Source organism: Paracoccus luteus (assembly GCF_004522155.1).
Classification (GTDB): Bacteria; Pseudomonadota; Alphaproteobacteria; order Rhodobacterales; family Rhodobacteraceae; genus Paracoccus; species Paracoccus luteus.
This window is the reverse complement of the sequence record NZ_SDEA01000004.1, coordinates 120149-144927: the sequence shown is the minus strand read 5'-3', so window position 1 is coordinate 144927 and position 24779 is coordinate 120149. Positions and strand designations below refer to the sequence as shown.

18 protein-coding genes and 1 other RNA gene are annotated in these 24779 nt (G+C 68.9%); 11 read left to right on the top strand and 8 right to left on the bottom strand.

Features of this window, described 5'->3' with window-relative positions; all coding sequences use genetic code 11:
* Window positions 1–31: 31 nt before the first annotated feature.
* Window positions 32–1213, top strand: coding sequence for an aminotransferase class I/II-fold pyridoxal phosphate-dependent enzyme (locus tag EPA64_RS07330; RefSeq protein ID WP_134725624.1), 1182 nt, complete (start codon window positions 32–34; stop codon window positions 1211–1213).
* 84 nt (window positions 1214–1297) lie between these two features.
* Entirely contained in the window at window positions 1298–2260 is a 963-nt protein-coding gene (gene folE2, locus EPA64_RS07325) for a GTP cyclohydrolase FolE2 (RefSeq protein WP_134725623.1), read from the top strand.
* A 4-nt stretch (window positions 2261–2264) separates the two neighbouring features.
* On the opposite strand, the gene EPA64_RS07320 is transcribed toward folE2, so the two are convergent.
* The 4 genes from EPA64_RS07320 to EPA64_RS07305 form a co-directional block, all read right to left on the bottom strand.
* The gene (locus tag EPA64_RS07320; protein ID WP_134725622.1) at window positions 2265–2624 is read right to left on the bottom strand and encodes a hypothetical protein; all 360 of its coding nucleotides are present in this window, start codon (window positions 2622–2624) and stop codon (window positions 2265–2267) included.
* Between the two features lie 46 nt (window positions 2625–2670).
* Complete coding sequence (gene ileS / locus EPA64_RS07315; protein WP_134725621.1) at window positions 2671–5628, bottom strand: isoleucine--tRNA ligase; 2958 nt, start codon at window positions 5626–5628, stop codon at window positions 2671–2673.
* A gap of 175 nt (window positions 5629–5803) precedes the next feature.
* Window positions 5804–5900, bottom strand: an RNA gene (ffs, locus tag EPA64_RS07310) — signal recognition particle sRNA small type.
* A gap of 48 nt (window positions 5901–5948) precedes the next feature.
* Window positions 5949–8009 carry a 5'-nucleotidase C-terminal domain-containing protein gene (locus EPA64_RS07305; RefSeq protein WP_134725620.1) on the bottom strand — a complete coding sequence of 687 codons (2061 nt, stop codon included), beginning with the start codon at window positions 8007–8009 and terminating at the stop codon, window positions 5949–5951.
* 166 nt (window positions 8010–8175) lie between these two features.
* On the opposite strand from EPA64_RS07305, the gene EPA64_RS07300 reads away from it, so the two are divergent.
* Window positions 8176–8637 carry a hypothetical protein gene (locus EPA64_RS07300; protein WP_134725619.1) on the top strand — a complete coding sequence of 154 codons (462 nt, stop codon included), beginning with the start codon at window positions 8176–8178 and terminating at the stop codon, window positions 8635–8637.
* A 39-nt stretch (window positions 8638–8676) separates the two neighbouring features.
* Here EPA64_RS07300 and EPA64_RS07295 read toward each other — a convergent pair whose 3' ends face one another.
* Window positions 8677–9579 carry a prephenate dehydratase gene (locus EPA64_RS07295; protein ID WP_134725618.1) on the bottom strand — a complete coding sequence of 301 codons (903 nt, stop codon included), beginning with the start codon at window positions 9577–9579 and terminating at the stop codon, window positions 8677–8679.
* A gap of 180 nt (window positions 9580–9759) precedes the next feature.
* Here EPA64_RS07295 and EPA64_RS07290 point away from each other — a divergent pair, with 180 nt between their 5' ends.
* From EPA64_RS07290 to EPA64_RS07265, 6 genes are all read left to right on the top strand, one after another.
* The gene (locus tag EPA64_RS07290) at window positions 9760–10293 is read left to right on the top strand and encodes a c-type cytochrome (RefSeq protein WP_134725617.1); all 534 of its coding nucleotides are present in this window, start codon (window positions 9760–9762) and stop codon (window positions 10291–10293) included.
* 173 nt (window positions 10294–10466) lie between these two features.
* Window positions 10467–12407, top strand: a complete 1941-nt coding sequence (locus EPA64_RS07285) for an extracellular solute-binding protein (RefSeq protein WP_134725762.1) — start codon at window positions 10467–10469, stop codon at window positions 12405–12407.
* A 31-nt stretch (window positions 12408–12438) separates the two neighbouring features.
* A complete protein-coding gene (locus EPA64_RS07280) occupies window positions 12439–13518 on the top strand; it encodes a microcin C ABC transporter permease YejB (protein ID WP_134725616.1) in 1080 nt (359 codons plus the stop codon).
* Window positions 13515–14618: an ABC transporter permease gene (locus tag EPA64_RS07275; RefSeq protein ID WP_134725615.1), complete on the top strand. Its 1104-nt coding sequence runs from the start codon at window positions 13515–13517 to the stop codon at window positions 14616–14618. The genes EPA64_RS07280 and EPA64_RS07275 overlap by 4 nt, the downstream gene beginning before the upstream one ends.
* An 80-nt stretch (window positions 14619–14698) precedes the next feature.
* Window positions 14699–16285 (top strand): ABC transporter ATP-binding protein, encoded by a 1587-nt coding sequence (locus tag EPA64_RS07270; RefSeq protein WP_246026658.1) that lies wholly within the window; start codon window positions 14699–14701, stop codon window positions 16283–16285.
* Window positions 16286–16289: 4 nt separating this feature from the next.
* Complete coding sequence (locus tag EPA64_RS07265) at window positions 16290–17516, top strand: glycosyltransferase (RefSeq protein WP_134725613.1); 1227 nt, start codon at window positions 16290–16292, stop codon at window positions 17514–17516.
* A gap of 78 nt (window positions 17517–17594) precedes the next feature.
* Here EPA64_RS07265 and EPA64_RS07260 read toward each other — a convergent pair whose 3' ends face one another.
* A complete protein-coding gene (locus tag EPA64_RS07260) occupies window positions 17595–18455 on the bottom strand; it encodes a hypothetical protein (protein ID WP_134725612.1) in 861 nt (286 codons plus the stop codon).
* A gap of 36 nt (window positions 18456–18491) precedes the next feature.
* Window positions 18492–20351, bottom strand: a complete 1860-nt coding sequence (locus EPA64_RS07255) for an ABC transporter ATP-binding protein (protein WP_134725611.1) — start codon at window positions 20349–20351, stop codon at window positions 18492–18494.
* 310 nt (window positions 20352–20661) lie between these two features.
* On the opposite strand from EPA64_RS07255, the gene EPA64_RS07250 reads away from it, so the two are divergent.
* Together EPA64_RS07250 and EPA64_RS07245 are read left to right on the top strand one after the other, a co-directional pair.
* On the top strand, window positions 20662–21330 hold the full coding sequence (locus tag EPA64_RS07250) for a TRAP transporter small permease subunit (protein WP_134725610.1): 669 nt from the start codon (window positions 20662–20664) through the stop codon (window positions 21328–21330).
* Window positions 21327–23288, top strand: a complete 1962-nt coding sequence (locus EPA64_RS07245) for a TRAP transporter large permease (RefSeq protein ID WP_134725609.1) — start codon at window positions 21327–21329, stop codon at window positions 23286–23288. Before EPA64_RS07250 ends, EPA64_RS07245 begins: the two co-directional genes overlap by 4 nt.
* A 330-nt stretch (window positions 23289–23618) precedes the next feature.
* Here the strand turns inward: EPA64_RS07245 and EPA64_RS07240 are convergent, their stop codons facing one another.
* Complete coding sequence (locus tag EPA64_RS07240; RefSeq protein WP_134725761.1) at window positions 23619–24725, bottom strand: TRAP transporter substrate-binding protein; 1107 nt, start codon at window positions 24723–24725, stop codon at window positions 23619–23621.
* Window positions 24726–24779: the final 54 nt, after the last annotated feature.

The window sequence follows — 24779 nt, the reverse complement described above, 5'->3', positions numbered from 1 at the left end:
CTGCACGCCCGGCGGCAGTAACCCGGTCGGCATGACCCGCACGCCGAACACCCGCACGCCGCATCCCCGCACCCGCGCTGTCCACCACGGCATCCGCCGCAGCCAGTATGGCGAGATGGCCGAGGCGCTGTTCCTGACACAGGGCTTTGCCTATGACACCGCCGGCCAGGCCGAGGGGCGGTTCAAGTCGGTCGGGCCGGACGAGTTCATCTATGCCCGCTACGGCAACCCGACCAGCCGGATGTTCGAGGACCGGATGGCCGATCTGGAAGGGACCGAGGACGCATTCGCCACCGCGTCGGGCATGGCCGCCGTCAACGGCGCGCTGATGGCGCTGGTGCGGCCCGGCGACCGGGTGGTGGCCGCTCGGCAGCTGTTCGGGTCGTGCCTCTATGTCCTCGACATCCTGAAACGCTTTGGCGTCGAGGTGGCGATGGTGGACGGCACCGACGCGGCCCAGTGGCAGGCGGCGGTCACGCCGGGCACGCGCGCGGTGTTCTTCGAATCGGTCTCGAATCCGACGCTCGAGGTGATGGACATCGCCGCGATCAGCGCCATCGCTCATACGGCGGGGGCGCTGGTCGTGGTGGACAACGTCTTTGCGACGCCGGTTTTTTCCCGCGCGGTGGAACAGGGCGCGGACGTGGTCATCTATTCGACGACCAAGCACGTGGACGGCGGCGGCCGCTGTCTGGGCGGGATCATCTGCGGCACCCGCCAGTTCGTGCGCGAGGTGGCCGAGCCTTACCTCAAACACACGGGCGGGGCGATCAGCCCCTTCAACGCGTGGATCATGCTGAACGGGCTGGCCAGCATGGACCTGCGCGTCCGCGCGATGTGCGACAGCGCGGCGCTGGTCGCCGATGCGCTGGCCGACACCGGCGTCCGCGTCATCTATCCCGGCCGCGCCGATCATCCGCAGCACGCGCTGGCCGTGACGCAGATGGGCACGGGCGGCACGATGATCGCCTTTGACCTCGGGTCCAAACAGGCGGCCTTCGAGGCGCTGGACCGGCTGGGGCTGATCTCGATCTCGAACAACCTGGGCGACGCGAAATCCATCGCGACGCACCCGGCCACGACCACCCACCAGCGGCTGTCGCCCGAGGATCAGGCGGCGCTGGGGATCACGCCGGGGCTGGTGCGGCTGTCGGTGGGGCTGGAACATCCCGACGACCTGATCGCCGATCTGCGCCAGGCCCTGGGCGGCTGAGGCCGCACCCTTTCCCCCGGCGGCCGCAGGCCCCATATTGCGGCGGGGCCGGATGGCGGCCCGGCCGGACGACAGGACGCGCCCATGACCCAGAACCGCCCGCTGACCCCGGTCTATCCGGCGCTGAGCCGCAGCTATCCGGCGGATTTCACCGTCTCGGAGCAATACAAGGCCAGCCTGCCCGACCTGCAGAACGGCCCGGCCAGCCTGATCGTCGGCGCCCGCACCGCGATCCAGCACGTCGGCATTTCCAACTTTCGCCTGCCGATCCGCTATCACACCAAGGACGGCGGAGAGATCGTGCTGGAAACCAGCGTGACCGGCACGGTCAGCCTGGACGCCGACCGCAAGGGCATCAACATGTCGCGGATCATGCGGTCGTTCTATGCCCATGCCGAAAAGCAGTTCTCGCTGGGGGTGCTGGCGGCGGCGGTCCACGACTACAAGGAGCATCTGGACGCCTTCGACGCCCGCATCCAGATGCGGCTGTCCTATCCGATGCGGGTCGATTCGCTGCGGTCCGGTCTGTCCGGCTGGCAGTATTACGACATCGCGATGGAGTTGGTGGACCAGGCCGGGCAGCGCCAGCGGATCCTGCATTTCGACTATGTCTATTCCTCGACCTGCCCCTGTTCGCTGGAACTGTCCGAACATGCCCGCGAAAGCCGCGCCCAGCTGGCGACGCCGCATTCGCAGCGGTCGATCGCGCGCATTTCCGTCGTGATGCAGGGCGAAGACAAGCTGTGGTTCGAGGATATGGTCGCGCTGTGCCGCCGTGCCGTGGCGACCGAGACGCAGGTGATGGTCAAGCGCGAGGATGAGCAGGCGTTCGCCGAACTGAACGCGGCGAACCCGATCTTTGTCGAGGATGCCGTGCGCGCCTTTGCCCAGCAGTTGCTGGCCGATCCGCGCATCGGCGATTTCCGCATCGTGGCCAGCCACCAGGAATCGCTGCATTCCCACGACGCCGTCAGCCTGCTGACCGAGGGGCCGACCTTTGCGCAGGTCAGCCTGGATCCGATGACCTTTGCGGGGCTGCGGGCCTGACCGGTCAGTCCGCCAGCAGTTCCTGAGCGGACAGGGCGCAGAAAACCGCCGGATCGGCGTCGGGCGCGGCGGTGCAGTCCGACAGCGCGGCCAGCGGCTCGGCCTTGGCGCCCCCCGCGGCGGGCAGGGTCACGCGAAAGGCGTTGACCGGGGCGGGGGCGCCCGCGCCGTGGCGATAGGGCGTGAAGCGTTGGTCCGTCTCGACGCAGCGGGCCGCCGCGACCGGATATCCCGACTGTTCCAGCACCGCCGTCACCGCCCCCGCCTTGGCCGCGCAGGCGGCGGCGTCGTCGGCTGGCGTGACCGCCAGATGCGGGCCGTCGGCGTGGCCCAGGGTCAGGACGATCAGCACGGTCGAAAGCATCTTGCGCTCCTTTGATTGGCGCCGGGACGGCCGCCCCGGCGCGCGGTCACAGCCCCGCCGAGGTCAGCGCAGCGTCGCAGCGCGCGCAGGTCGCGGGATGCGCGTGGTCGCCGACGTCGGGCAGGATCTTCCAGCAGCGTTCGCATTTCTCGCCCGCCGCCTCCTCGAAGACGACGCCGATGCCGGGCACCTCGGGCAGGCGGAACGCCTCGGACGGGGCGGGGTCGGCGGTCAGCGACACCGCGCTGGTGATGATGACATCGGCGAAATCGACCGATTTCAGCGCCGTCAGCGTCGCCGCATCCTCGATATGGACGACCGGCGCGGCCTCGAGGCTTGAGCCGATGGTCTTGTCCGTCCGCCGGACCTCAAGCGCGGCGGTCACGGCGCGGCGCACGCGGCGCACCGCGTCCCATTTCGCCGCCAGCGCCTCGTCGATCCAGTCCTCGGGCGTGTCGGGGAAATCGTGCAGATGCACGCTGTCGTCGTCGGACGGATGGCGCGACAGCCACAGATCCTCGGTCGTGAAGGGCAGCATGGGCGCAAGCCAGGTCGTCAGGCGGCGAAACAGCGCGTCCATGACCGTGCGCGCGGCGCGGCGGCGGGGGCTGTCGGCCGCATCGCAGTAAAGCGCATCCTTGCGGATGTCGAAATAGAACGCCGACAGATCGACCGTGGCAAAGTCGAACAGCGCCCGGAACACGCCCTGGAAATCATAGGCGTCATAGCCCGCGCGGACGCGCCCATCCAGTTCGGCCAGCCGGTGCAGCACCCACCGTTCCAGTTCCGGCATGGCGGCCGGCTCGACCCGCTCGGCGTCGGAAAACCCGGCCAGCGCGCCCAGCATATAGCGCATGGTGTTGCGCAGCCGGCGATAGCTGTCGGCGGTGCCTTTCAGGATCTCGGGGCCGATGCGCTGGTCAGCGGTATAGTCTGCCTGCGCCACCCACAGGCGCAGGATGTCGGCGCCGTATTGGTCGATGACCTCGGCGGGGACGATGGTGTTGCCCAGCGACTTGGACATCTTCATGCCCTTTTCGTCCAGGGTGAAGCCGTGGGTCAGCACGCCGCGATAGGGCGCGCGCCCCCGCGTGGCGCAGGCCTGCAGCAGCGAGGACTGGAACCAGCCGCGATGCTGGTCGGTGCCTTCCAGATACAGGTCGGCGATGCCGTCCGGGCTGCCGTCGGCGCGGTCGCGCAGCACAAAGGCGTGGGTCGATCCGCTGTCGAACCACACGTCCAGCACGTCCGTCACCTGGTCATAATCGTCGGGGTTCACCACCCCGTCCAGCACCTGTTCCTTGAAACCCGAACGATACCAGACGTCTGCACCTTCCTCCTCGAACGCGGCGAGGATGCGGGCATTCGCCGTCTCGTCCCGCAGCAGGAAATCGGCGTCACCCGGCCGCGCCCCCCGCCGGGTGAAGCAGGTCAGCGGCACGCCCCAGGCGCGCTGCCGCGACAGCACCCAGTCGGGGCGGTTTTCCACCATCGAGAAAATGCGGTTGCGCCCCGTCCGGGGCGTCCACGTCACCAGCCGGTCGATGGATTCCAGCGCCCGCGCCCGGATCGTGTCGCCATGCTGGCCCATGCCGTCCGACAGCGGCTTGTCGATGGCCGCGAACCATTGCGGCGTGTTGCGATAGATGACCGGCGCCTTGGACCGCCAGCTGTGCGGATAGCTGTGCTTCAGCTTGCCCTTGGCGAACAGCGCGCCTTGCCCCGCCAGTGCCTTGATGTTGCTGACGTTGGCGGGGCCTTCCTTGCCGTCCGGCTGGATGATCGCCTGACTGCCGAACAGCGGCAGGTCGGCGCGATAGCTGCCGTCGGGCATGACGTTATAGGTCATCGGCAGACCGTGGCGCAGCGCCAGCTGATAGTCGTCGTCGCCGTGGCTGGGGGCGGTGTGGACAAAGCCGGTGCCCGCATCGTCGGTCACATGGTCGCCGGGCAGCAGCGGCACGTCGTAATCCCATTCGCCGGCGCCGCCCTCGATCCCGCGATAGGGGTGGGCCAGCACCAGCGACGACAGTTCGCCCGCCGGCACGTCGCGCAGGCGCTGCCAGTCCCCGGTGTCCAGCTTTGCCGCCTTGAAGACCTCGGCCGCCAGATTGTCGGCCAGCAGATAGCTGCCCGCCTTGTCCCCGGTGACCTGATAAAGCCCATAGGCGATGTCCGGCCCGAAGGCGACGGCGCGGTTCTGCGGGATGGTCCAGGGCGTCGTCGTCCAGATCACCACCCGCGCGCCCAGCAGGTCGGCGCGGATGCAGCCGTCCAGCGGCGCAAAGTCGTGCTGCGCCACAACGGCGAACGGCACCCAGATCATGTGGCTGGTGTGGTCGTGATATTCGACCTCGGCCTCGGCCAGGGCGGTCTGTTCCACCGGCGACCACATCACGGGCTTGGAGCCCTGATACAGGCTGCCGTTCATCACCAGCTTCATGAACTCGGCCGCGATCACCGCCTCGGCGTGGTAATCCATCGTCAGATAAGGGTCGTCCCACTTGCCGGTGATGCCCAGGCGCTTGAACTCGTCGCGCTGGATGTCGACCCAGCCCTGGGCAAAGCGGCGGCATTCCTGCCGGAACTCGACCACGTCGACGGCGTCCTTGTCCTGGCCGCGCTTGCGGTATTCCTCTTCGATCTTCCATTCGATCGGCAGGCCGTGGCAGTCCCAGCCGGGCACATAACGCGCGTCGCGGCCCATCATCTGCTGGCTGCGCACGATGAAGTCCTTCAGCACCTTGTTCAGCGCGTGCCCGATGTGCAGGTGCCCGTTCGCATAAGGGGGGCCGTCGTGCAGGACAAAGGGCGCGCGACCCCCGGCCTGCGCGCGCAGGCGGTCATAGACGCCCAGCCGTTCCCAGCGGGCCAGCCAGCCGGGTTCGCGCTGCGGCAGGCCCGCCCGCATGGGGAAATCGGTTTCGGGCAGGAACACCGTCGGGCGATAATCGGGGACGGTTGCGGTGCGGGTCGCGTCGGCGGTCGTGTCGGGCGCTGTCATCGGGGCGGAATCCTTGGCTGGCGGTCAGGCAGGCGACATCCCGGCGGCGCGAAACCTCACGCCACCGGGCGGCTAATTCGGATGATCCGGCCCGCGAAAAACATCGCCGGGGTTATAGAAAGCCCACCGCGCCGCCGCAAGCGGCTGACGAGGCTGAAAGGAAGGAGAGGGGGGGGGTGAGAGGCTGGACAACGACCCAAGCGGGGCTCGTTACGGCTGCTTCCTTCCGGACCTGACCGGGTTGGCGAGGCGCTCGCCCGCGCCAACCTCTCGCCGTTCAGATAGGCGGTCCGGCGCCCGGATGCAAGCGGGATGCGGCGTCAGAAATGCAGGCGCAGCCGGGCGAACCCCGCGGGACCGTCGCCCGCAGGCTCGACCCGGGCGCGCGACAGGGCGGGCATGTGGGCCAGCGCCTCGGGGGCGGTGTCGAACAGCGCGGTCGCGCCGGGGACAGGCGCAAAGCTCCAGCCCGTGCGGTCGGCGACGGCAATGCGGCGGCGCGCCGCGACATAGCGGTGCAGCACGTCCGGCACCATCGCGCCGTCGTCCAGCGTGACCGGCAGGTGGCGCGCCAGCGGGCGGAACACGGGGCAGCCCGACAGGCGATAGCTGTTGGTGGCCAGCACGAACCGTTCGCCGGGCGCGACCGGCTGCCCCGCGCGGCGCAGGTCGCGCACCCGGCCGCCGCCGCCCGGACGCGGCCGCCCTTCGGCGTCGAAGGCGCCGGGCCGGGTCAGGTCGATCTGCCAGCTGATGCCGTCGATGACGTCAAAGTAATAGCTGGGGAAATCCGGGTCGATCAGCATCTGGTCGTCCGTCCCCGGCCGCAGCCTGCGGAAGATGCTGGCCGATCGTTCCAGCCACTCGACCAGCTGCGCGCCGGTCACAAGGACGGCCACCAGCCTGTTGCGGAAATGATACACGCTTGCCAGGTCGCGGGCGGTCAGCGGGCCGGGCGGCACGTCGGTGTAATGGCGCGGCCCGCCACGCCCCCCGGCGCGATAGGGCGCGGCCGCCGACAGGATCGGCAGCCCGCCGCGTCCCAGCGAGTGGCGCAGATACCAGCGCTGCGCCATCGCGACCAGCGACAGGGCGCGATCCTCGCCCAGCAGCGAGAAATAGCTGTGCAGCGCCGATTCCGTATGCGCGATGCGGCGGCGAAAGCGCCGCAGGGTCTGCTGATGCGCCCGGAGGATGGGGGCGATCACGTCGCCCGAGGGGCACTTGGGTGCGACGGGACCGCCCGGCGCGACGCCGGGGGAACGCCGGCGCATCTGCCCCGCCGCGTCCCCGCGCAGCATGGCGGCCGGCAGCGCGTGGGGGTCAGGCTGGGGCAGGGCGCCCACGGGCTGAGCAGGCGCGGGCGCGGCAAGGGGCGGCGCGGGGGCGGCCGGGACCGCGCGAGACTGGAAATCCGCGACCTGCCAGCGGCCGTCTTTGCGCGCCAGTTCCAGGTCGATGATGCCCAGATGCGACCCCCAGAACCCCGCCATGACCGCAGGCTTGCCATGCAGCGTGCCGCGGGCGGCGTCGATGGCCGGGTCGTCGGGAAAGCCGGGGCCGGGGAACACCATGTGGGTGTGCCCCGCGACGACGCAGTCCACGTCGGGCAGGGCCGCGACCGAGGTGGCGGCGTTCTCCGCCATCGGCAGCGCCGTCCCGCTGTGGATGCCGCTGTGGCACAGCGCGATGACCAGGTCGGCCCCGTCGGCGCGCAGGCGCGCCGCCTCGCGTGCGGCGGCGGCGACCATGCATTCCGTGGCCACCCGCCGCGCGACCGCCTGGTCCACGGCCAGCGAGCCGGGCGGCGTCACCCCCAGGATGCCGATGGCGACGGGGTGGTGCGCGCCGTCGTCGGCGCGGATGCTGCGATGCAGGATCAGCCCCGGCGCGACCAGCCCGCGGGCGCCGCGGATGCGGACGTTGGCGCAGGTGACGCCGAAGCGGGCGCCCGCAAGCGTGCGGACCAGAAAGTCGGCGCCATGATGGAAATCGTGGTTGCCCAGCGTGACCGCATCATATCCCAGCGCATTCATCGCGGCGATCGCCGGGTGCGTCCGCCCGCGCCTCATCTCGGCGGGGGAGGCGAGGAAATCGCCCAGGGGCGTGCCCTGCAGGAAATCGCCGTTGTCCACCAGCAGGCAGTCGCCCGCCTCGGCCCGGCTGCGCCGGATCAGCGGCGCCAGCCCCTGCAGGCCAACACCCGCCGCAGGCTCGTCGCGCAGATAGTCATAGCCCAGCATGTGCATGTGCAGGTCGGTCGTGGCCATGACCCGCAGCCGGACGCGCGGGGCGGCCCCGAAGGCGGCCTTCGGCGTGGCATCCCCGGACGCAAGGCTGATCCCGCGGGTCGGGTCCGGCCTCGCGCTGCTTCCGTCCATGATGCCTCGCCAGGTCAACCGCTCTCCTCAAGGTTGAGCGGATTTCGGCCGACCGCACAAGCCCCGGCTGCGACGGCGGCCGCGCGGGGGAAATCGCCTATGGCTTGCTTGCAACGCCCCGTTGTGCCGGATAGACCGCGCGCAATCGATCTGCCCCGGGACCGCCATGAAGTTTTCGACCCGACAGGATACCGATCTGCCGGCGGCGGAGCTGTTCGCCGCCATCGCCGATTTCGACCGGATCGAGCGTGTGCTGGTCCGGCGCGGCGCCGAGGTGCGGCGTCTTGACCCCGCCCAGGAACCCGGCGCGAGGATCGCCTGGGACGTCGCTTTCGACCTGCGCGGCAAGCGGCGGGAACTGCGGCTGGACGTGACGCAGTTCGACCGGCCGGAGAAGATCGTGATCCTTGGACAGTCGGAGCCGCTGGACCTGACCATCGACATGTCGGTGATCGGGCTGACGCGCAGCAAGTCGCGCCTGATCTTCGAGGTGGTGGCCAAGCCCCGGAACATGCGCGCGCGGCTGATGCTGCAAACCGCCAAGCTGGGCAAGGCGCAACTGGACCGCAAGTTCGCCAAGCGCATCGGAGAGCTGGTGACGGACCTGGCCGCGCGCCGCGCCGCCTGATCCGCCCGCATCTTCGCGCATCCGCGCCGCGGCGGCAGTTCAGTCCGACCGGCGCTGTTCGGCCCGCAGCGGATCGGCCGGATACACCCCCAGGATCGTCAGCGCGCTGGTGAAATAGCGCAGCTCGTCCAGCGCGCGGGCCAGCGCGGGATCGTCGGGATGGCCTTCGACGTCCGCATAGAACTGGGTCGCGGTGAAGACGCCGTTCACCATATAGCTTTCCAGCTTGGTCATGTTGACGCCGTTGGTGGCGAACCCCCCCATCGCCTTGTAAAGCGCGGCGGGGATGTTGCGGACCCGGAACACGAAGGTCGTCATCATGTCGGCCCGCCCGGCCGCGTTCGGGCGGCGTGCGGTGTCGGGGTCGCGCGCCATGATCAGAAAGCGGGTGGTGTTGTTCTGGCGGTCCTCGATCTCGTCGGCCAGCCGGTCCAGCCCATAGATTTCCGCCGCCAGCGGGCTGGCCAGCGCGGCGCGATGCCGCAGCCCCGCCTGCGCCACCATCATCGCGCTGCCGGCGGTGTCGGGACCGGTGACGGTGCGGATGGAATGGGCGCGCAGAAAGTTGCGGCACTGGCCCAGCAAGACAGTGTGGCTCATCGCCTCGGTGATGTCGGCGACCTTGGTGCCGGGCAGGCCCATCAGGCTGATGTGGACCCGCACGAACGTCTCGCCGATGATGTGCAGGCCGGATTCGGGCAGCAGGTGGTGGATGTCGGCGACCCGGCCATAGGTCGAGTTCTCGACCGGCAGCATCGCGAGGTCGGCGGCGCCGGACCGGCACGCCTCGACCGTGTCCTCGAAGGTGAGGCAGGGCATCGCCTCCATGTCGGGGCGCGCTTGGCGGCAGGCCTGATGGCCATACGCGCCGGGTTCCCCCTGAAAGGCGATGCGGCCGCCGCGGGCGATGTCCTGTCGGGGCGACGCGGAGGGTTGGGACATGACGGGCACCTTTGCAGGGAATGGGCAGGGCGGACCTAGCAGGGCGCGCGGCGCGATGAAAGCGGCAAGGGCGGCCCGCGGCGGTGGTGCCACCGGGGGGGCGAACTAAACCTTGAACCGGCAAACCGAGTGCATATAGATAGCGCGCAACGCAAGACCGGGACCGCAGGGGAAGACGCGATGTTCAACACGATGACGGTGACCAAGGCAGCCGGGGCGCTGATCGGTTCGCTGCTGTTCCTGCTGCTGGCGTCGTGGTTCGCCTCGTCGCTGTATCATGTCGGGCCGACGGGTCATGTCGCCGAGGGCGAGGCGCATCCGCAAGCCTACTCCATCGCCGTGGCGGACGCCGAAGCCGGGGGCGAGGAAGCCGCCGCCGAGGAAGGCCCCGATTTCGCGACGCTGCTGGCCTCGGCCGACGCAGCTGCGGGGGAAAAGGTGTTCGGCAAGTGCAAGGCCTGCCACAAGGTTGACGGCACCGACGGCGTCGGTCCGCATCTGAACGGCGTGGTCGGCCGCGCCGTGGCCTCGGTCGGGGGGTTCAGCTATTCCGATCCGATGACGGCCCACGGCGGCGCCTGGGATCCCGAGCCTTTGCAGGTCTTCCTGACCGACCCCAAGGGTGTCGTCCCCGGAACCAAGATGGCGTTCGCCGGGCTGAAAAAGGCCGAGGAACGGGCGAACCTGATCGCCTATCTGCAGTCCGTCCAGTAACCGCCCGGCAACCGGCAACCGGCAACCGATTGTCCGGCGCGGGATGATCCCCGCGCCGTTTTCATGCGCGCGGCCTGCCCGGTCACGAAAGCGCAAGCCGTCTTGCCGGCGCGTCCCCCGGTGGCCTAGCGTCGCGGGCGATGGACATTGGCTGCGGCAGAGGGATGGCGATGATGACAGCGCACGCATGGCTGACGGCGGCGGCGGTCGGGATCGCGGCCGTGGCGGTGTCGCCGCAGACGCCCCTTGCGCAGACGGCGGACCCCGCCGCCCCCGCCCCAGCCGCCGTCCCCGCCCCAGCCGCGGCCCCGGTCGCCTCGGCGGATACAGGCGAAACCATCGTCAGCCACGGGATCGCCACCTTCGACACGCTGAAGCTGCCTGCCGATTTCGCGCATCTCGCCTATGTGAACCCCGACGCGCCCAAGGGCGGCGAGATCAGCGAATGGGCGCCCGGCGGGTTCGACAGCTATAACCCGTTCACGCTGAAAGGCCGGGCGGCGGCGCTGTCCACGACCATGCTGGAAAGCCTGATGACCGGCACCGCCGACGAGGTGGGCGCCGCCTATTGCCTGCTGTGCGAGACGATCGAGTATCCTGAAAGCCGCGATTGGGTGATCTTCACCCTGCGCGACGGCGCGCGCTTTTCCGACGGCACGCCGCTGACCGCGCGGGACGTGCTGTTTTCCTATGAACAGCTGCGCGACAAGGGGCTGTCGTCCTATCGCGCGGTGCTGGGTCAGCAGGTCGCGGGCGCCGAGGTGCTGGACGACCGCCGCATCCGGTTCACCTTCACCCCCGACTATCCCCGCCGCGACGTGATCCAGCAGGTCGGCGGCATCCCGGTTTTCTCGCAGGCCGATTTCACGGCGAACCAGCACGATCTGGCCGAAAGCTCGAACCGACCTTTCATCGGGTCGGGCGCCTATCTGTTCGACAAGGCCGACATCGGCCGTTCCGTCACGTGGAAGCGCAATCCCGACTATTGGGGCGCGGACCTGCCCATCAACGTTGGCCGCAACAACTTCGACAGCATCCGCATCGAATATTTCGGCGACTATGAAACCGCCTTCGAGGCGTTCAAGGCCGGCGAATACACCTTTCGCAACGAGGCGAGCAGCATCATCTGGTCCACCCGCTATGACTTTCCGGCGCTGAACCAGGGCTGGGTCGTCAAGGCCGAGCTGCCGGACGGCAACATCGCCAACGGCCAGGCCTGGGCCATCAACATGCGCCGCCCGCAGTTCCAGGACATCCGGGTGCGGCAGGCCATCGGGCTGATGTTCAACTTCGAATGGGCGAACTCGACGCTGTTCTATGGTCTTTACGAACGTGTCGGCAGTTTCTGGGACAACAGCGAACTGGCCGCCACCGGCACCCCCGGGGCCGAGGAGCTGGCGCTGCTGGAACCGCTGGCCGCGGACCTGCCGCCGGGCGTGCTGACCGATCCCGCGGTGGAGCCGCCGGTCAGCGGGGCGCGCCAGCTGGACCGCGGCAACCTGCGCCAGGCTGCGGCGCTGCTGAACGACGCCGGGTGGACGATCCCGCAGGGCGCCCGCGACGGGCTGCGCCGCAACGCCCAAGGCCAGACGCTGCGGGTCGAGATTCTGAACGAATCCCAGACCTTCGACCGCGTCATCAACCCCTATGTGGAAAACCTGCGCGCTGCCGGCATCGACGCGGTCCATTCCCGCGTGGACGACGCGCAGATGGAAAGCCGCCAGCGCAGCCATGACTTTGACATGATCAACGTGCATCTGGGTCAGGATCCGATCCCCGGCGGCGGGCTGCAGCAGTATTTCGGCAGCGCATCGACCAACGATGTGTTCAACGCGATGGGACTTGCCAATCCCGCCGTGGACCGGCTGATCACCCTGGTCGAGGGGGCGACGACGCAGGCCGACCTGACCGTGCGGGTGCGCGCGCTGGACCGTGCGCTGCGGGCGATCCACCTGTGGGTGCCGCAGTGGTTCAAGGCCAAATACACCGTCGCCTATTGGGACCAGTATGCCCACCCCGAGACGCTGCCCCCCTATGCCCTGGGCGAGCTTGATTTCTGGTGGTTCGATGCCGATAAGGCTGAAAAGCTGAAAAAGGCCGGGGCGCTGCGCTAGCGCCACCGCCGGGCAGGGGCAGGATCACCCGATGGGCGCATATCTTCTGCGACGGCTGCTGCTGATCGTGCCCACGCTGATCGGCATCATGCTGGTCAACTTCACCCTGACGCAGTTCGTCCCCGGCGGCCCGATCGAGCAGATCGTGGCCCGCGTCCAGGGCGAGGGCGACGTGTTCCGCAACATCGCGGGCGGCGGCGACGCCGGGCAGGGCGGCGGCGGGGCCGAGAAATACGCGGGCGCCCAGGGCCTGCCGCCCGAGTTCATCGCCGAACTGGAACGCGAGTTCGGGTTCGACAAGCCGCCGGTCCAGCGGTTCGCGTCGATGCTCTGGGACTATCTGCGGTTCGATTTCGGCGAAAGCTGGTTCCGCTCGATCTCGGTCGTCGATCTGGTGCTGGAAAAGATGCCGGTCAGCATCACGCTGGGGCTGTGGTCCACGCTGCTGGCCTATCTGATCTCGATCCCGCTGGGCATCCGCAAGGCGGTGCGGGACGGCACGCCCTTCGACACCTGGACCAGTTCCGCGATCATCGTCGGCTATGCGATCCCCGGATTCCTGTTCGCGGTGCTGCTGATGGTGCTGTTCGCCGGGGGGTCATACTGGAAGATATTTCCCCTGCGCGGGCTGGTCAGCGACAATTTCGACCAGCTGTCCACCTGGGGGCAGATCAAGGATTACCTGTGGCACATCACCCTGCCGGTGATCGCGGCCACGATTTCCAGCTTTGCCACGCTGACGCTGCTGACCAAGAACAGCTTTCTGGACGAGATCAACAAGCAATACGTCGTCACCGCCCGCGCCAAGGGGCTGGCGGAACGGCAGGTGCTGTATGGCCATGTCTTCCGCAACGCGATGCTGATCGTGATCGCGGGGTTCCCGTCGCTGTTCCTTGGCGTCTTCTTCGGGTCGTCCATCCTGATCGAGACGATCTTTTCGCTCGACGGCCTTGGCCGCCTGGGGTTCGAGGCGGCGGTCCAGCGCGACTATCCGGTGATCTTCGGCACGCTTTACGTCTTCGGCCTGATGGGGCTGCTGATCGGGATCCTGTCGGACCTGATGTATGTGCTGGTCGATCCGCGCATCGATTTCGAAAGACGCGCCGGATGAGACTGTCGCCCCTGAACCAGCGCCGCTGGCGCAATTTCCGCCGCAACGGCCGCGCCTTCTGGTCGCTGGTGATCTTTGCCACGATCTTCGTGCTGTCGCTGTTCGCCGAGATCATCGCCAATGACCGGCCGATCGTCGTCAGCTATCGCGGAGAGCTGCATTTCCCCGCCTACCGCTTCTATCCCGAAACCGCCTTCGGCGGCGATTTCGGGACCGAGGCGATCTATTCCGACCCCGCGGTGCAGTGCCTGATCGTGTCCGGCGGGCGCCAGGAATGCTGGGACGACCCCGAGGCGATCATGGCCGAGGCCGCGACAGGCAGCGTCGCGGGCGAGCCTGTCCACCGCGGCTGGATGATCTGGCCCCCGATCCCCTATCACTACCGCACCGTCAACGACGTCGGCACCGCCCCCAGCGCGCCCGACGCCGACCACTGGCTGGGCACCGACGACACCGCGCGCGACGTGGCGGCGCGGGTGATCTATGGTTTCCGGGTGTCGATCCTGTTCACGCTGATCGTGACGGCGGTCTCGTCCGTGATCGGCATCGCCGCGGGGGCGGTGCAGGGCTATTTCGGGGGGCGCACCGACCTGGTGTTCCAGCGGCTGCTGGAAATCTGGGGGTCCACGCCCTCGCTTTACGTCATCATCATCCTGTTCGCGATCCTCGGGCGCAGCTTCTGGCTGCTGGTGTTCGTGTCGATCCTGTTCGGTTGGCCCGCCCTCGTCGGCGTCGTGCGGGCCGAGTTCCTGCGCGCCCGCAACTTTGAATATGTCCGCGCCGCGCGGGCGCTGGGGGTCGGCGACCGAACGATCATGTTCCGCCACATCCTGCCCAACGCGATGGTGGCCACGCTGACGATGCTGCCCTTCGTCGTGACCGGCACGATCTCGTCGCTGGCCGCGCTGGATTACCTGGGCTATGGCCTGCCCGCCTCGGCGCCCTCGCTGGGGGAACTGGCGCTGCAGGCGAAACAGAACCTTCAGGCGCCGTGGCTGGGGTTTGCGGCGTTCTTCACCTTCGCGATCATGCTGTCGCTGCTGGTCTTCATCTTCGAAGGGGTCCGCGACGCCTTCGACCCGCGAAAGACCTTCCGATGAGCGATGCGCGCGGCGGCGTTCTTCCTTGCGAAAATATCCCGGGGTCCGGGGCAGGGCCCCGGTCCGGCGCCGCCCTCCCGGTGCTCGAGGTGCGCGACCTGCGCGTCGCCTTCCAGACCGAGGGACGCGTGACCCCCGCCGTCCGCGGCGTCAGCTTTACCGTGAACCGGGGCGAGACGGTGGCGCTGGTCGGCGAATCCGGGTCCGGCAAGTCGGTCACGGCGCTCTCCACCGTGCGCCTGCTGGGCGACGCCGCGGTGGTGTCGGGCAGCGTCCGCTATGCCGGGGCCGAGATGATCGACGCGTCGGAACCGAAACTGCGCGCGGTGCGCGGCAACGACATCAGCTTCATCTTTCAGGAACCGATGACGTCGCTGAACCCGCTGCACACGATCGAAAAGCAGCTGGCCGAAAGCCTGTCGCTGCATCAGGGGCTGCGCGGCGCGGCGGCGCGGGCGCGCATCATCGACCTTTTGACCCGCGTGGGCATCCGCGACCCGGAAACCCGGCTGGCCGATTATCCGCATCAGCTGTCGGGCGGCCAGCGCCAGCGCGTGATGATCGCGATGGCGCTGGCCAACGGCCCGGACCTGCTGATCGCGGACGAGCCGACGACCGCGCTGGACGTGACCATCCAGGCCCAGATCCTCGACCTGCTGGCCGAACTGAAACGCGACGAGGGGCTGTCGATGCTGTTCATCAGCCACGACCTCGGCATCGTGCGGCGCATCGCCGACCGCGTCTGCGTCATGCAGGGCGGCGAGATCGTGGAACAGGGGGCGGTCGAGGACATCTTCTCGAACCCGCAGCATCCCTATACCCGGACGCTGCTGGCCGCCGAACCCACCGGGGTCGCCGACCCCATCGACCCGGCCGCGCCCGAGATCGTGGCGACCCGCGACCTGCGCGTCTGGTTCCCGATCAAGCGCGGCTTTCTGCGCCGCACGGTGGGCCACATCAAGGCCGTGGACGGCGCGACGATCCGCGTCCGCGCCGGCGAGACGCTGGGCATCGTCGGCGAATCCGGGTCGGGCAAGACCACGCTGGCGCTGGCGATCATGCGGCTGATCGAAAGCCGCGGGCCCATCGTGTTCATGGGGCGCGACATCTCGACCCTCGCCTCGCGCGATCTGCGGCGGCTGCGGCGGGACATGCAGATCGTGTTCCAGGACCCCTACGGCAGCCTGTCGCCGCGCATGACGGTGGGCCAGATCATCGCCGAGGGTCTGGGCGTCCACGGTGTCGAGAAGGGACGCGACCCGCGCCGGATGGTGGCCGACATCATGGCCGAGGTGGGGCTCGATCCCGCCGCGATGGACCGCTATCCGCACGAGTTTTCCGGCGGCCAGCGCCAGCGCATCGCCATCGCCCGCGCCATGATCCTGCGGCCCAAGGTCGTGGTGCTTGACGAACCCACCAGCGCGCTGGACATGACGGTGCAGGTGCAGATCGTGGACCTGCTGCGCGGCTTGCAGCGGAAATACGGTCTGGCCTTCCTGTTCATCAGCCACGATCTGCGCGTCGTGCGCGCCATGTCGCACCAGATCATGGTGATGCGCGCCGGCGAGGTGGTCGAGCAGGGCGACGCCCCCACGATCTTTGCCGCCCCCGCCACCGACTATACCCGCGCGCTGCTGGCGGCGGCGTTCCGCGACCATCACGGCTAGGGTCATGCGCGTCCTGTTCGTCCACCAGAACTTTCCCGGGCAGTTCCCGCATCTTGCCCCGGCGCTGGTCGCGCGGGGGCACGAGGTGCTGGCGCTGACCGATGAAAAGAACCAGCGCCCGTCGCCGGTGCGGGTGGTCAAATATGCGGCGCCTCCCGCCGTTACCCTGTCGCATCCGCTGGGCCGCCCGTATGCCGAGTTCGCCGAACGCGGCTGGATGGCCGCGCGGGCGGCGCGGGCCCTGCGCGACCGGCACGGGTTCACGCCCGACGTGATCGTCGGTCATTCCGGCTGGGGCGAGACGCTGTTTCTCAAGGAGATCTGGCCCGACGCGCGGCTGCTGGTCTATGCCGAGCTGATGTATCGCACGCGCGGGCAGGACGTGGGCTTCGACCCCGAGCTTAGCCCCGGCACGGACGAACAGCGCGTGTCCACGGTCGCGCGGTCGGCGCATCTGATCCAGGGCATCGTGCAGGCCGACGCCGCGCTGGCGCCCACCCGCTATCAGGCCGACAGCTTTCCGCCGGAACTGCGGAGCAAGATCACCGTCATCCATGACGGCATCGACACCGACCTGCTGCGCCCCGACCCGGACGCGGGGTGGACGACGCCCGACGGGCGGCGCCTGTCCGCTGCGGACGAGGTCGTGACCTTCGTCAGCCGCTCGCTTGAACCTTACCGCGGGTTCCACGTCTTCATGCGCGCGCTGCCGGCCGTGCTGGCCACGCGGCCGCAGGCCCATGTGGTGATGGTGGGCGGCGACGGCGTCAGCTATGGCGCCCGTCCCCGCGACGCCGACAGCTGGAAAGCCCGGCTGCTGGCCGAGGTCGGCGGCCAGCTGGACCTGACCCGCGTGCATTTCCCCGGCCGCGTCCCCTATCCCCAGTTCATCGCGCTGATGCAGCTGACGCGGGTGCATTGCTATCTGACCTATCCCTTCGTCCTCAGCTGGTCGCTGACCGAGGCGATGTCGGCCGGGGCGCTGGTCGTGGCGTCCGACACGGAACCCGTGCGCGAACTGATCCGGGATGGCAACAATGGGCGGCTGGTCCCGTTCTTCGACCGTCCCGCGCTGGAGGGGGCGCTGATCCGGGCGCTGGACGGCGACCCCGACGCGGCGCGGATCAAGGCCGCGGCGCGGCAGACGATCCTGGACGGCTATGACCTGAAACGGCACTGCCTGCCGCGGCTGGTCGATTGGGTCGAGTCGAACGCCCCCGCGCCTGCCTGAGGACGGCGGCGGCGTTCGCTGCTGGCGTTCCCGGCCGGAATGCCGCGCCTAAGTGTCCCGCCTTGGCGGGCGTCCCCGCTAAGCCTGCCGCCCCGGCCAGCCGCAGGGCCAGCGCCCCCGGTCCGGGTCGCCCCAGTCGGGCATGTCCAGCCACGGATACCAGCAGATGCCCGCCACCGGCACGCCGGATCGTTCCACCTCGGCCCGGACATGGGCCAGCCAGCCCCAGCGGTCGTGGATATGGGGAAACCGCCGGTGGGCGGCAGGCAGGCCATCGTGCCACCCCGTTTCGGTGATCATCACCGGCAGGCGCCAGCGGTCGGCCACCACGCGCAGGACGTGGTGCAGCGGCTCGACCGCGTGGTGGGGGTAATAGTTCACGCCCACCATCTCGATCAGGCCGCTGGCGACAAGGCGGTCGGTGGCGCGGAACACCTCGGGGTGCAGGTGGTGGAACGGGTCGCAGGTGGCGAACCGCGGCCGCCGCGGCAGCATGGCGGCGGTGGTCATCATCTTCAGGCCCGCATCGACGGCGCGGGATCGCACGACCCCCGCCACCCGCCGCCCGACCGAGGGTTCGTTCACCGCGATGGCCCACGCATTGTCGGGCAGCGCCAGCGAGCAGGCGATCGCGTGCTGGGCCGGACGGGGCGGCAGGTCGAAATGGGCCATGTCCCAGATCACCGGAAAGTCCGGCGGCACCGCCTGCACGCGGGCGACGATGTCGTGGCGCCAGGACACCCCGTCGCGCGCGCCCGCAGCCCCCTCGGCCCGCGCGGTGGCGTGGTGGTGCTGCATCCGCCCGTCGGGCAGGTGCCCCGTCGAATGCAGCAGGTCGTGCCCGTTCCAGTGCAGCCGCCCGCATTCGAAACCGGCGATCAGGGGCGGATCGCCGGTTGCGGCCTGGGACCAGTCAAGGGGGTGAAATGCGCCATCCATCGCGGGAACATAGCGGGAACCGGCGCAACTGCAACCCTAGCGATAGCCTTCGGCCTGCAGCTCGAACAATTCGCGATAGCGGCCGGGCCGTGCCAGCAGTTCCTGGTGCGTGCCCTGCGCCTCGACCCGGCCGTCGGCCAGCACAAGGATGCGGTCCGCCATCCGCACGGATGAAAACCGGTGCGAGATCAGGACAGCGGTGCGCCGGGCCGACAGCTCCTTGAAACGCTGGAACACCTCGTATTCCGACCGCGCGTCCAGCGCCGCGGTGGGTTCGTCCAGGATCAGCACCTGCGCGTCGCGCATATAGGCCCGCGCGATGGCGATCTTTTGCCATTCGCCGCCGGACAGTTCGACCCCGTTGGCGAAACGCTTGCCGATCATCTGGTCGTATCCGGCGGGCAGGCGGTCGATCACCGGGGCGGCCATCGCGCGGTCGGCGGCGGCGCGGATGCGGTCGCCATCGGTCCGCGCGTCGATGCGGCCCACGGCGATGTTGTCGCCCGCCGTCAGGTTGAAGCGGACGAAGTCCTGGAAGATCACGCCCATCGCCGCGCGCAGTCCGTCCAGGTCATAGTCGCGCAGGTCGCGCCCATCCAGCAGGATGCGCCCCTCGTCCGGGTCGTAAAGCCGCGCCAGCAGCTTGACCAGCGTGGTCTTGCCGGCGCCGTTTTCGCCGACCAGCGCAAGCGTCTCGCCCGCATGCAGGTCGAACGTCAGGTGCCGCACGGCCCAGCGGTCGCTGCCGGGATAGCGGAAGCCCACGTCCTGGAACTGGAACCCCCGCGCGATGGGACGCGGCACGGGCAGCGCATCGGGGGGCGAGGTGATCTCGGGCGCGACGCGGAAAAAGCTGAACAGGTCGTCCAGATACATCGCCTGCGCCGCGGTCTGGCCGAACGAGGTCAGCAGGTTTTCCATCAGCGCGCGCAGGCGCTGGAACGATCCGGCCAGAAAGGTCAGGTCGCCCAGCGTCAGCTTGCCGGTCAGCGTCTGGGCCACGATCCACGCATAGGCCGCGTAATAGCCCAGCGTCCCCAGCGCGGCGAACAGCGCCCCCCAGGCAGCGCGGTCCACGGCGACGCGGCGGTTCTGGGCATAGAACGCCCGCGCCAGCGTCATGTAGCGGTCGGTCAGGAACCGATGCAGGCCGAAGATCTTGACCTCTTTCGCGGTGTCGGCGCTGGCGGCGATCTGGCGGACATAGTCCATCTCGCGCCGTTCCGGTGTGCGGCCATAATCCAGCGAATAGGTGCGCGCGTTGAAATGCGCCTCGCCCAGAAAGGCGGGGATCAGCGTCAGGATCAGCAGCACGACCAGCAGCGGGTTATAGGCCAGCAGCCCGCCCGCAAAGCTGACGATGGTGACGACGCTTTCCACCTGGTTCAGCAGCTGTCCCAGCAGCGACATGCGCATCGCGGTCTGGCGGCGGGCGCGGTCCAGCTTGTCCTGAAAGACGGCGTCCTCGAAATCCTTCAGGTCGAGGGCGGCGGCGTGATCCATCAGCCGGACCGACAGGCCGTTCGACAGCCGTTCCGACAGCAGGCTGTCCACCAGCCCGATCAGCCGCGTCAGCCCGTCCTGGGCGATGGCCAGCGCGAACTCGGCCGCCAGCAGCCAGCCCAGCCCGGATGCCAGCCCCGCATCCCACCAGCCGCCGATGGTGGCGGGACCGTCGGGCAGGGCGATCAGGCGCACCACCTCGTCCACGATCAGCTTGCCGACATACAGCGTGGCGACCGGGATCAGGGCGCGCGCCAGCCGCAGCGTCAGCGTGGCGATCGTCAGCAGCCGCCCGGCCTGCCAGACCAGCCGCAGGAACGGCGGCACGTTGCGCATCGCCGCCCAGCGGTCGCGAAAGCTGCGCGGGGCGGGGCGGGGGTTCAGCGGCGGCATGGGCGGTCGGGGACGGGGTGGCGGGTCATGGCGTCTCGGCGGTGTCAGGCGGGCGAGACTGCGCCAGTTCGGGCCGGGGGTAAAGCGCCGGCATGCCGGGGGCTGCGCGGCGCGCGGAACCGGGCGGTGCGCGCCCCTGAGGCCCTGCGGACACAGGCGAAAGCCGCCGCTGCCGCAAGGTCGCGCCCGGCTTCATTATTGTTGACCGGCGGGGGGGCGCTGGTTCATACGGCACCCCTGTAAAAGCGGCGTTTCCGGGGCTGAAAACCCCGGCATGGCAAGGCCGCGACACCAACGGGGAGAGGACATCATGGGCGGCCTTCTGGCCCTATCCCGCGGCATCGACCGCATGAGCACGGTGATCGGCCGCAGCGTCAGCTGGCTGATCCTCGTGGCCGTGCTGGTCAGCGCCGGCAACGCCATCATCCGCAAGGTCTGGTCGATCTCGTCCAACGCCTGGCTGGAGCTGCAATGGTATCTTTACGGCGCGGCGTTCCTTCTGGCGGCGGCCTATACGCTGCTGGAAAACGAACACATCCGCATCGACATCCTTTATGGCGGCCGGTCGCGGCGGACCCAGCACTGGATCGACCTGATCGGGCATCTGCTCTTCCTGATGCCGTTCCTCATTCTGATGATCTGGCTGATGGTGCCGTGGCTCGAACGTTCGATCCTGTCGGGCGAACGCTCGATGAACGCGGGCGGGCTGATCCTGTGGCCGGCCAAGGCGCTGCTGCTGGCGGGCTTCATCCTGCTGCTTTTGCAGGGTATTTCCGAGATCGTGAAGAAGATCGCCGTGATGCGCGGGCTGATCCCCGACACCCAGGCGGCCTTCTCGGCGCACGGCGAGGTCGCGGTGGACGAGGCGTTGCTGGCCGAGGCGGGCTTTGCCAGCCCCGACCATCCGGTCACGGACGAGATGATCGACCACCCGCTTGACCACAACCGCAACTATACCGACCGGGACGCCCGCAAATGATGGAAATCCTCGCGCACAACATGGCGCCCATCATGTTCGCCAGCCTGGTGGTGTTCTTGCTGCTGGGCTATCCGGTGGCCTTCGCGCTGGCCGCGAACGGGCTGCTGTTCTTTGTCATCGGGGTGGAACTTGCGCCGCTGTCGGGCGGCGAGATCAACCTGTCGTGGAACCTGCTGCAGGCCATGCCCGAACGGCTGTGGGGGTTGCTGAGCAACGAGACATTGCTGGCGATCCCGTTCTTTACCTTCATGGGGATCGTGCTGGAGAAATCCGGCATGGCCGAGGATCTGCTGGACACCATCGGCCAGCTGTTCGGCCCGGTCCGCGGCGGCCTTGCCTATGCCGTCATCATCGTGGGCGCGCTGCTGGCGGCCACGACCGGCGTGGTCGCGGCCTCGGTCATCGCGATGGGCCTGATCTCGCTGCCGATCATGCTGCGCTATGGCTATGACCGGCGCCTTGCCTCGGGGGTGATCGCGGCCTCGGGGACGCTGGCGCAGATCATCCCGCCGTCGCTGGTGCTGATCGTGCTGGCCGACCAGCTGGGCCGGTCCGTGGGCGACATGTACAAGGGCGCGATGATCCCCGGCCTGGTGCTGACCGGGCTTTACATGGCGTATGTCTTCGCGATGTCGATCATGCGCCCCGCCTCGATGCCGGCGCTGCCGAAAGAGGCGCGGACCCTCGGCTCGGGCGTGACCTCGCTGCTGGTGGCGCTGGCCCTGACGGGCGGGATGGCCTATGCGCTGTTTCACTGGATGCATCCGCGCTATGGCACCAACGCCGACATCCTTGCGCCGTCGCTGGCGGTGATCGTGATCTATGTCGCGGCGCTGCTGGACCGCACGCTGAAGACCGGGGTGATGAGCAGGCTTGCCCAGCAGGTCATCATCGTGCTGATCCCGCCGCTGGCGCTGATCTTCCTGGTGCTGGGCACGATCTTTCTGGGCATCGCCACGCCGACCGAGGGCGGCGCGATGGGGGCTGTCGGCGCGCTGATCCTGGCCGGCGCCAAGGGCCGCCTGGGCGGCGGCGTGATCCCGCAGGCCCTGGCCTCGACCACGCGGCTGTCGTCGTTCGTCATGTTCATCCTGGTCGGCGCGCGGGTGTTCTCGCTGACCTTCTACGGGGTGAACGGGCATATCTGGGTCGAAGAGCTGCTGACCAGCCTGCCGGGCGGCCAGTATGGCTTCCTGATCGCCGTGTCGGTCCTGGTGTTCCTGCTGGCGTTCTTCCTCGACTTCTTCGAGCTTGCGTTCATCATCGTGCCCCTGCTGGCGCCGGCGGCCGAAAGCCTGGGGATCGACCTGATCTGGTTCGGCGTCCTGCTGGGCGTGAACATGCAGACCAGCTTCATGCACCCACCGTTCGGCTTTTCGCTGTTCTTCCTGCGATCGGTCGCGCCCAAGGTGCCTTACAAGGACAAGGTGACCGGCCTGATGATGGAGCCGGTGCGCACCGGCCAGATCTATTGGGGCGCGGTGCCGTTCGTGGTGATCCAGATCGTGATGATCGGGATCGTGCTGATGTTCCCGGGCATGGTCATGCACTACAAGGGGCCGCCCATCGACACGTCGAACGTCAGGATCGAGATCCCGATGGGCGGCACAGGCGGTCTGGGCGGTCTGGGGGGCCTGGGCGGCAATCCGTTCGGCCAGCCCGCGGCCCCGGCCGCGCCGGGGGCGGCGCCCTCGGGCGGGCTGGGCGGGCTGGGCGCACCGCCAAGCTTTGGCACCCCGGCACCGGCTGCCCCCGCGGCTCCGGCGGGTGGAGGGCTGGGCGCGCCGCCAAGCTTCGGGACGCCAGCCGCGCCGGCGACGCCGCCCGCGCCAGCGGCACCTGCGGCCCCCACTGCGCCGGCACCTGCGGCGGCACCATCTGCCGCGCCGGTGGGCACGTCCTCTGGCGGTCTGGGGCTTGGCGGCCCCCCGCCGGGGCTGGGCGCGCCCGCGAACTGACCGGCAAGCGAAAAGGGCGGCCTCGGGGCCGCCCTTTTCCATTGGCCCAAGGCTGGCCATCGCGTGCGCGACCAGATGTCCGCGTCGCGTCCGGCCGGACTGAGCGCCAAAGCGGCCGCCGCGCGCAAGTCGCAACGATCCGGCAAAACGGCCGATCGCCTGCTGTGACCTGGGCCGGGGTTCCTTGCCCGCACCGCGTCCGCGCCGGTCGCCCGGCCGGGGCGGATCGCGCTGAACCGGCCGCTGGCGGCGCGTCTGGGGCTGCGCTGCCGCGCAAACGAAAACCGCCGCCCCAAGGGGGCGGCGGCGTTGTTCCTTGTGGCGCGCGGCTCAGACCTTGCCGTTGCGCTGCTGGATCATCATCATCGTGTCGAAGGTGTAATCCGTCGTCTGGCTATAGAGATACCAGTCCGACAGGAACGGCTTCTGCGCGTCCCACATCCGCTTGAACTCGGCGTTCTGGCCCGCGATCTCTTCATAGACCTGCCGCGAGGCGTCGAAGCCGGCCATCATCACGTCCTCGGGGAACGGCAGCGGCTGGGCGCCCGACTGGGCCAGCCGCTTCAGCGCGGGCGGGTTCTTGTAGTCGTATTCCGACAGCGTGTTCAGGTCGGTCGCCTGGCACGCGGTGCGCAGGATCGCCTTGTAGACCTCGGGCAGTTCGTTCCACTTGGCGAGGTTGAAGAACATCCCCACGGTCGGCCCGCCTTCCCAGAAGCCGGGATAGTAGTAATACGGCGCGACCTTCTGGAACCCCAGCTTTTCGTCGTCATAGGGGCCGACCCATTCGGCGGCGTCGATGGTGCCCTTTTCCAGCGCCGGATAGATGTCGCCCCCGGCGATCTGCTGCGGCACGACGCCCAGCTTTTCGACGACGCGGCCCGCAAGGCCGGAAATCCGCATCTTCAGGCCCTGCATGTCGGCAAGCCCGTTGATCTGCTTGCGATACCAGCCGCCCATCTGCGCGCCGGTGTTGCCGACCGGCAGGCTCATCAGGTTATGCTTGGCCAGGAACTCGTTGTACGAGTCGATGCCGCCGCCATGATAGTTGTAGGCGGCCTTGCCGCGGGCGTTGAAGGTCCACGGCAGGTCCGCGCCGCAGGAAAACGCCGCGTCCTTGCCCCAGCTGTAGTAACCGACCGAGTTCGCGGCCTCGACCGTGCCGTCCGTGGCCGCGTCGATGGCCTGCAGGCCGGGCACGATCTCGCCGGCTGCAAAGACCTGCAGGGTGAACTTGCCGTCCGTCGCCGCCGCGACGCGCTCGGACACGTCCACGCCGCTGCCATAGATCGTGTCCAGCGACTTGGGGAACGACGAGGCGATGCGCCAGTTGATGGTCGGCATTTCCTGCGCGATGGCGGGGGCCGCCAGCGTGGCGCCGGCCGCAGCCGCCGCGCCGCCGATGCCGGCGCGCGTCAGAAAGGACCGGCGGTCCAGCGAGGTCTTCTTGGTCATCTGTTTCCTCCGCTACGGGACCGCGGATCGTTGGCC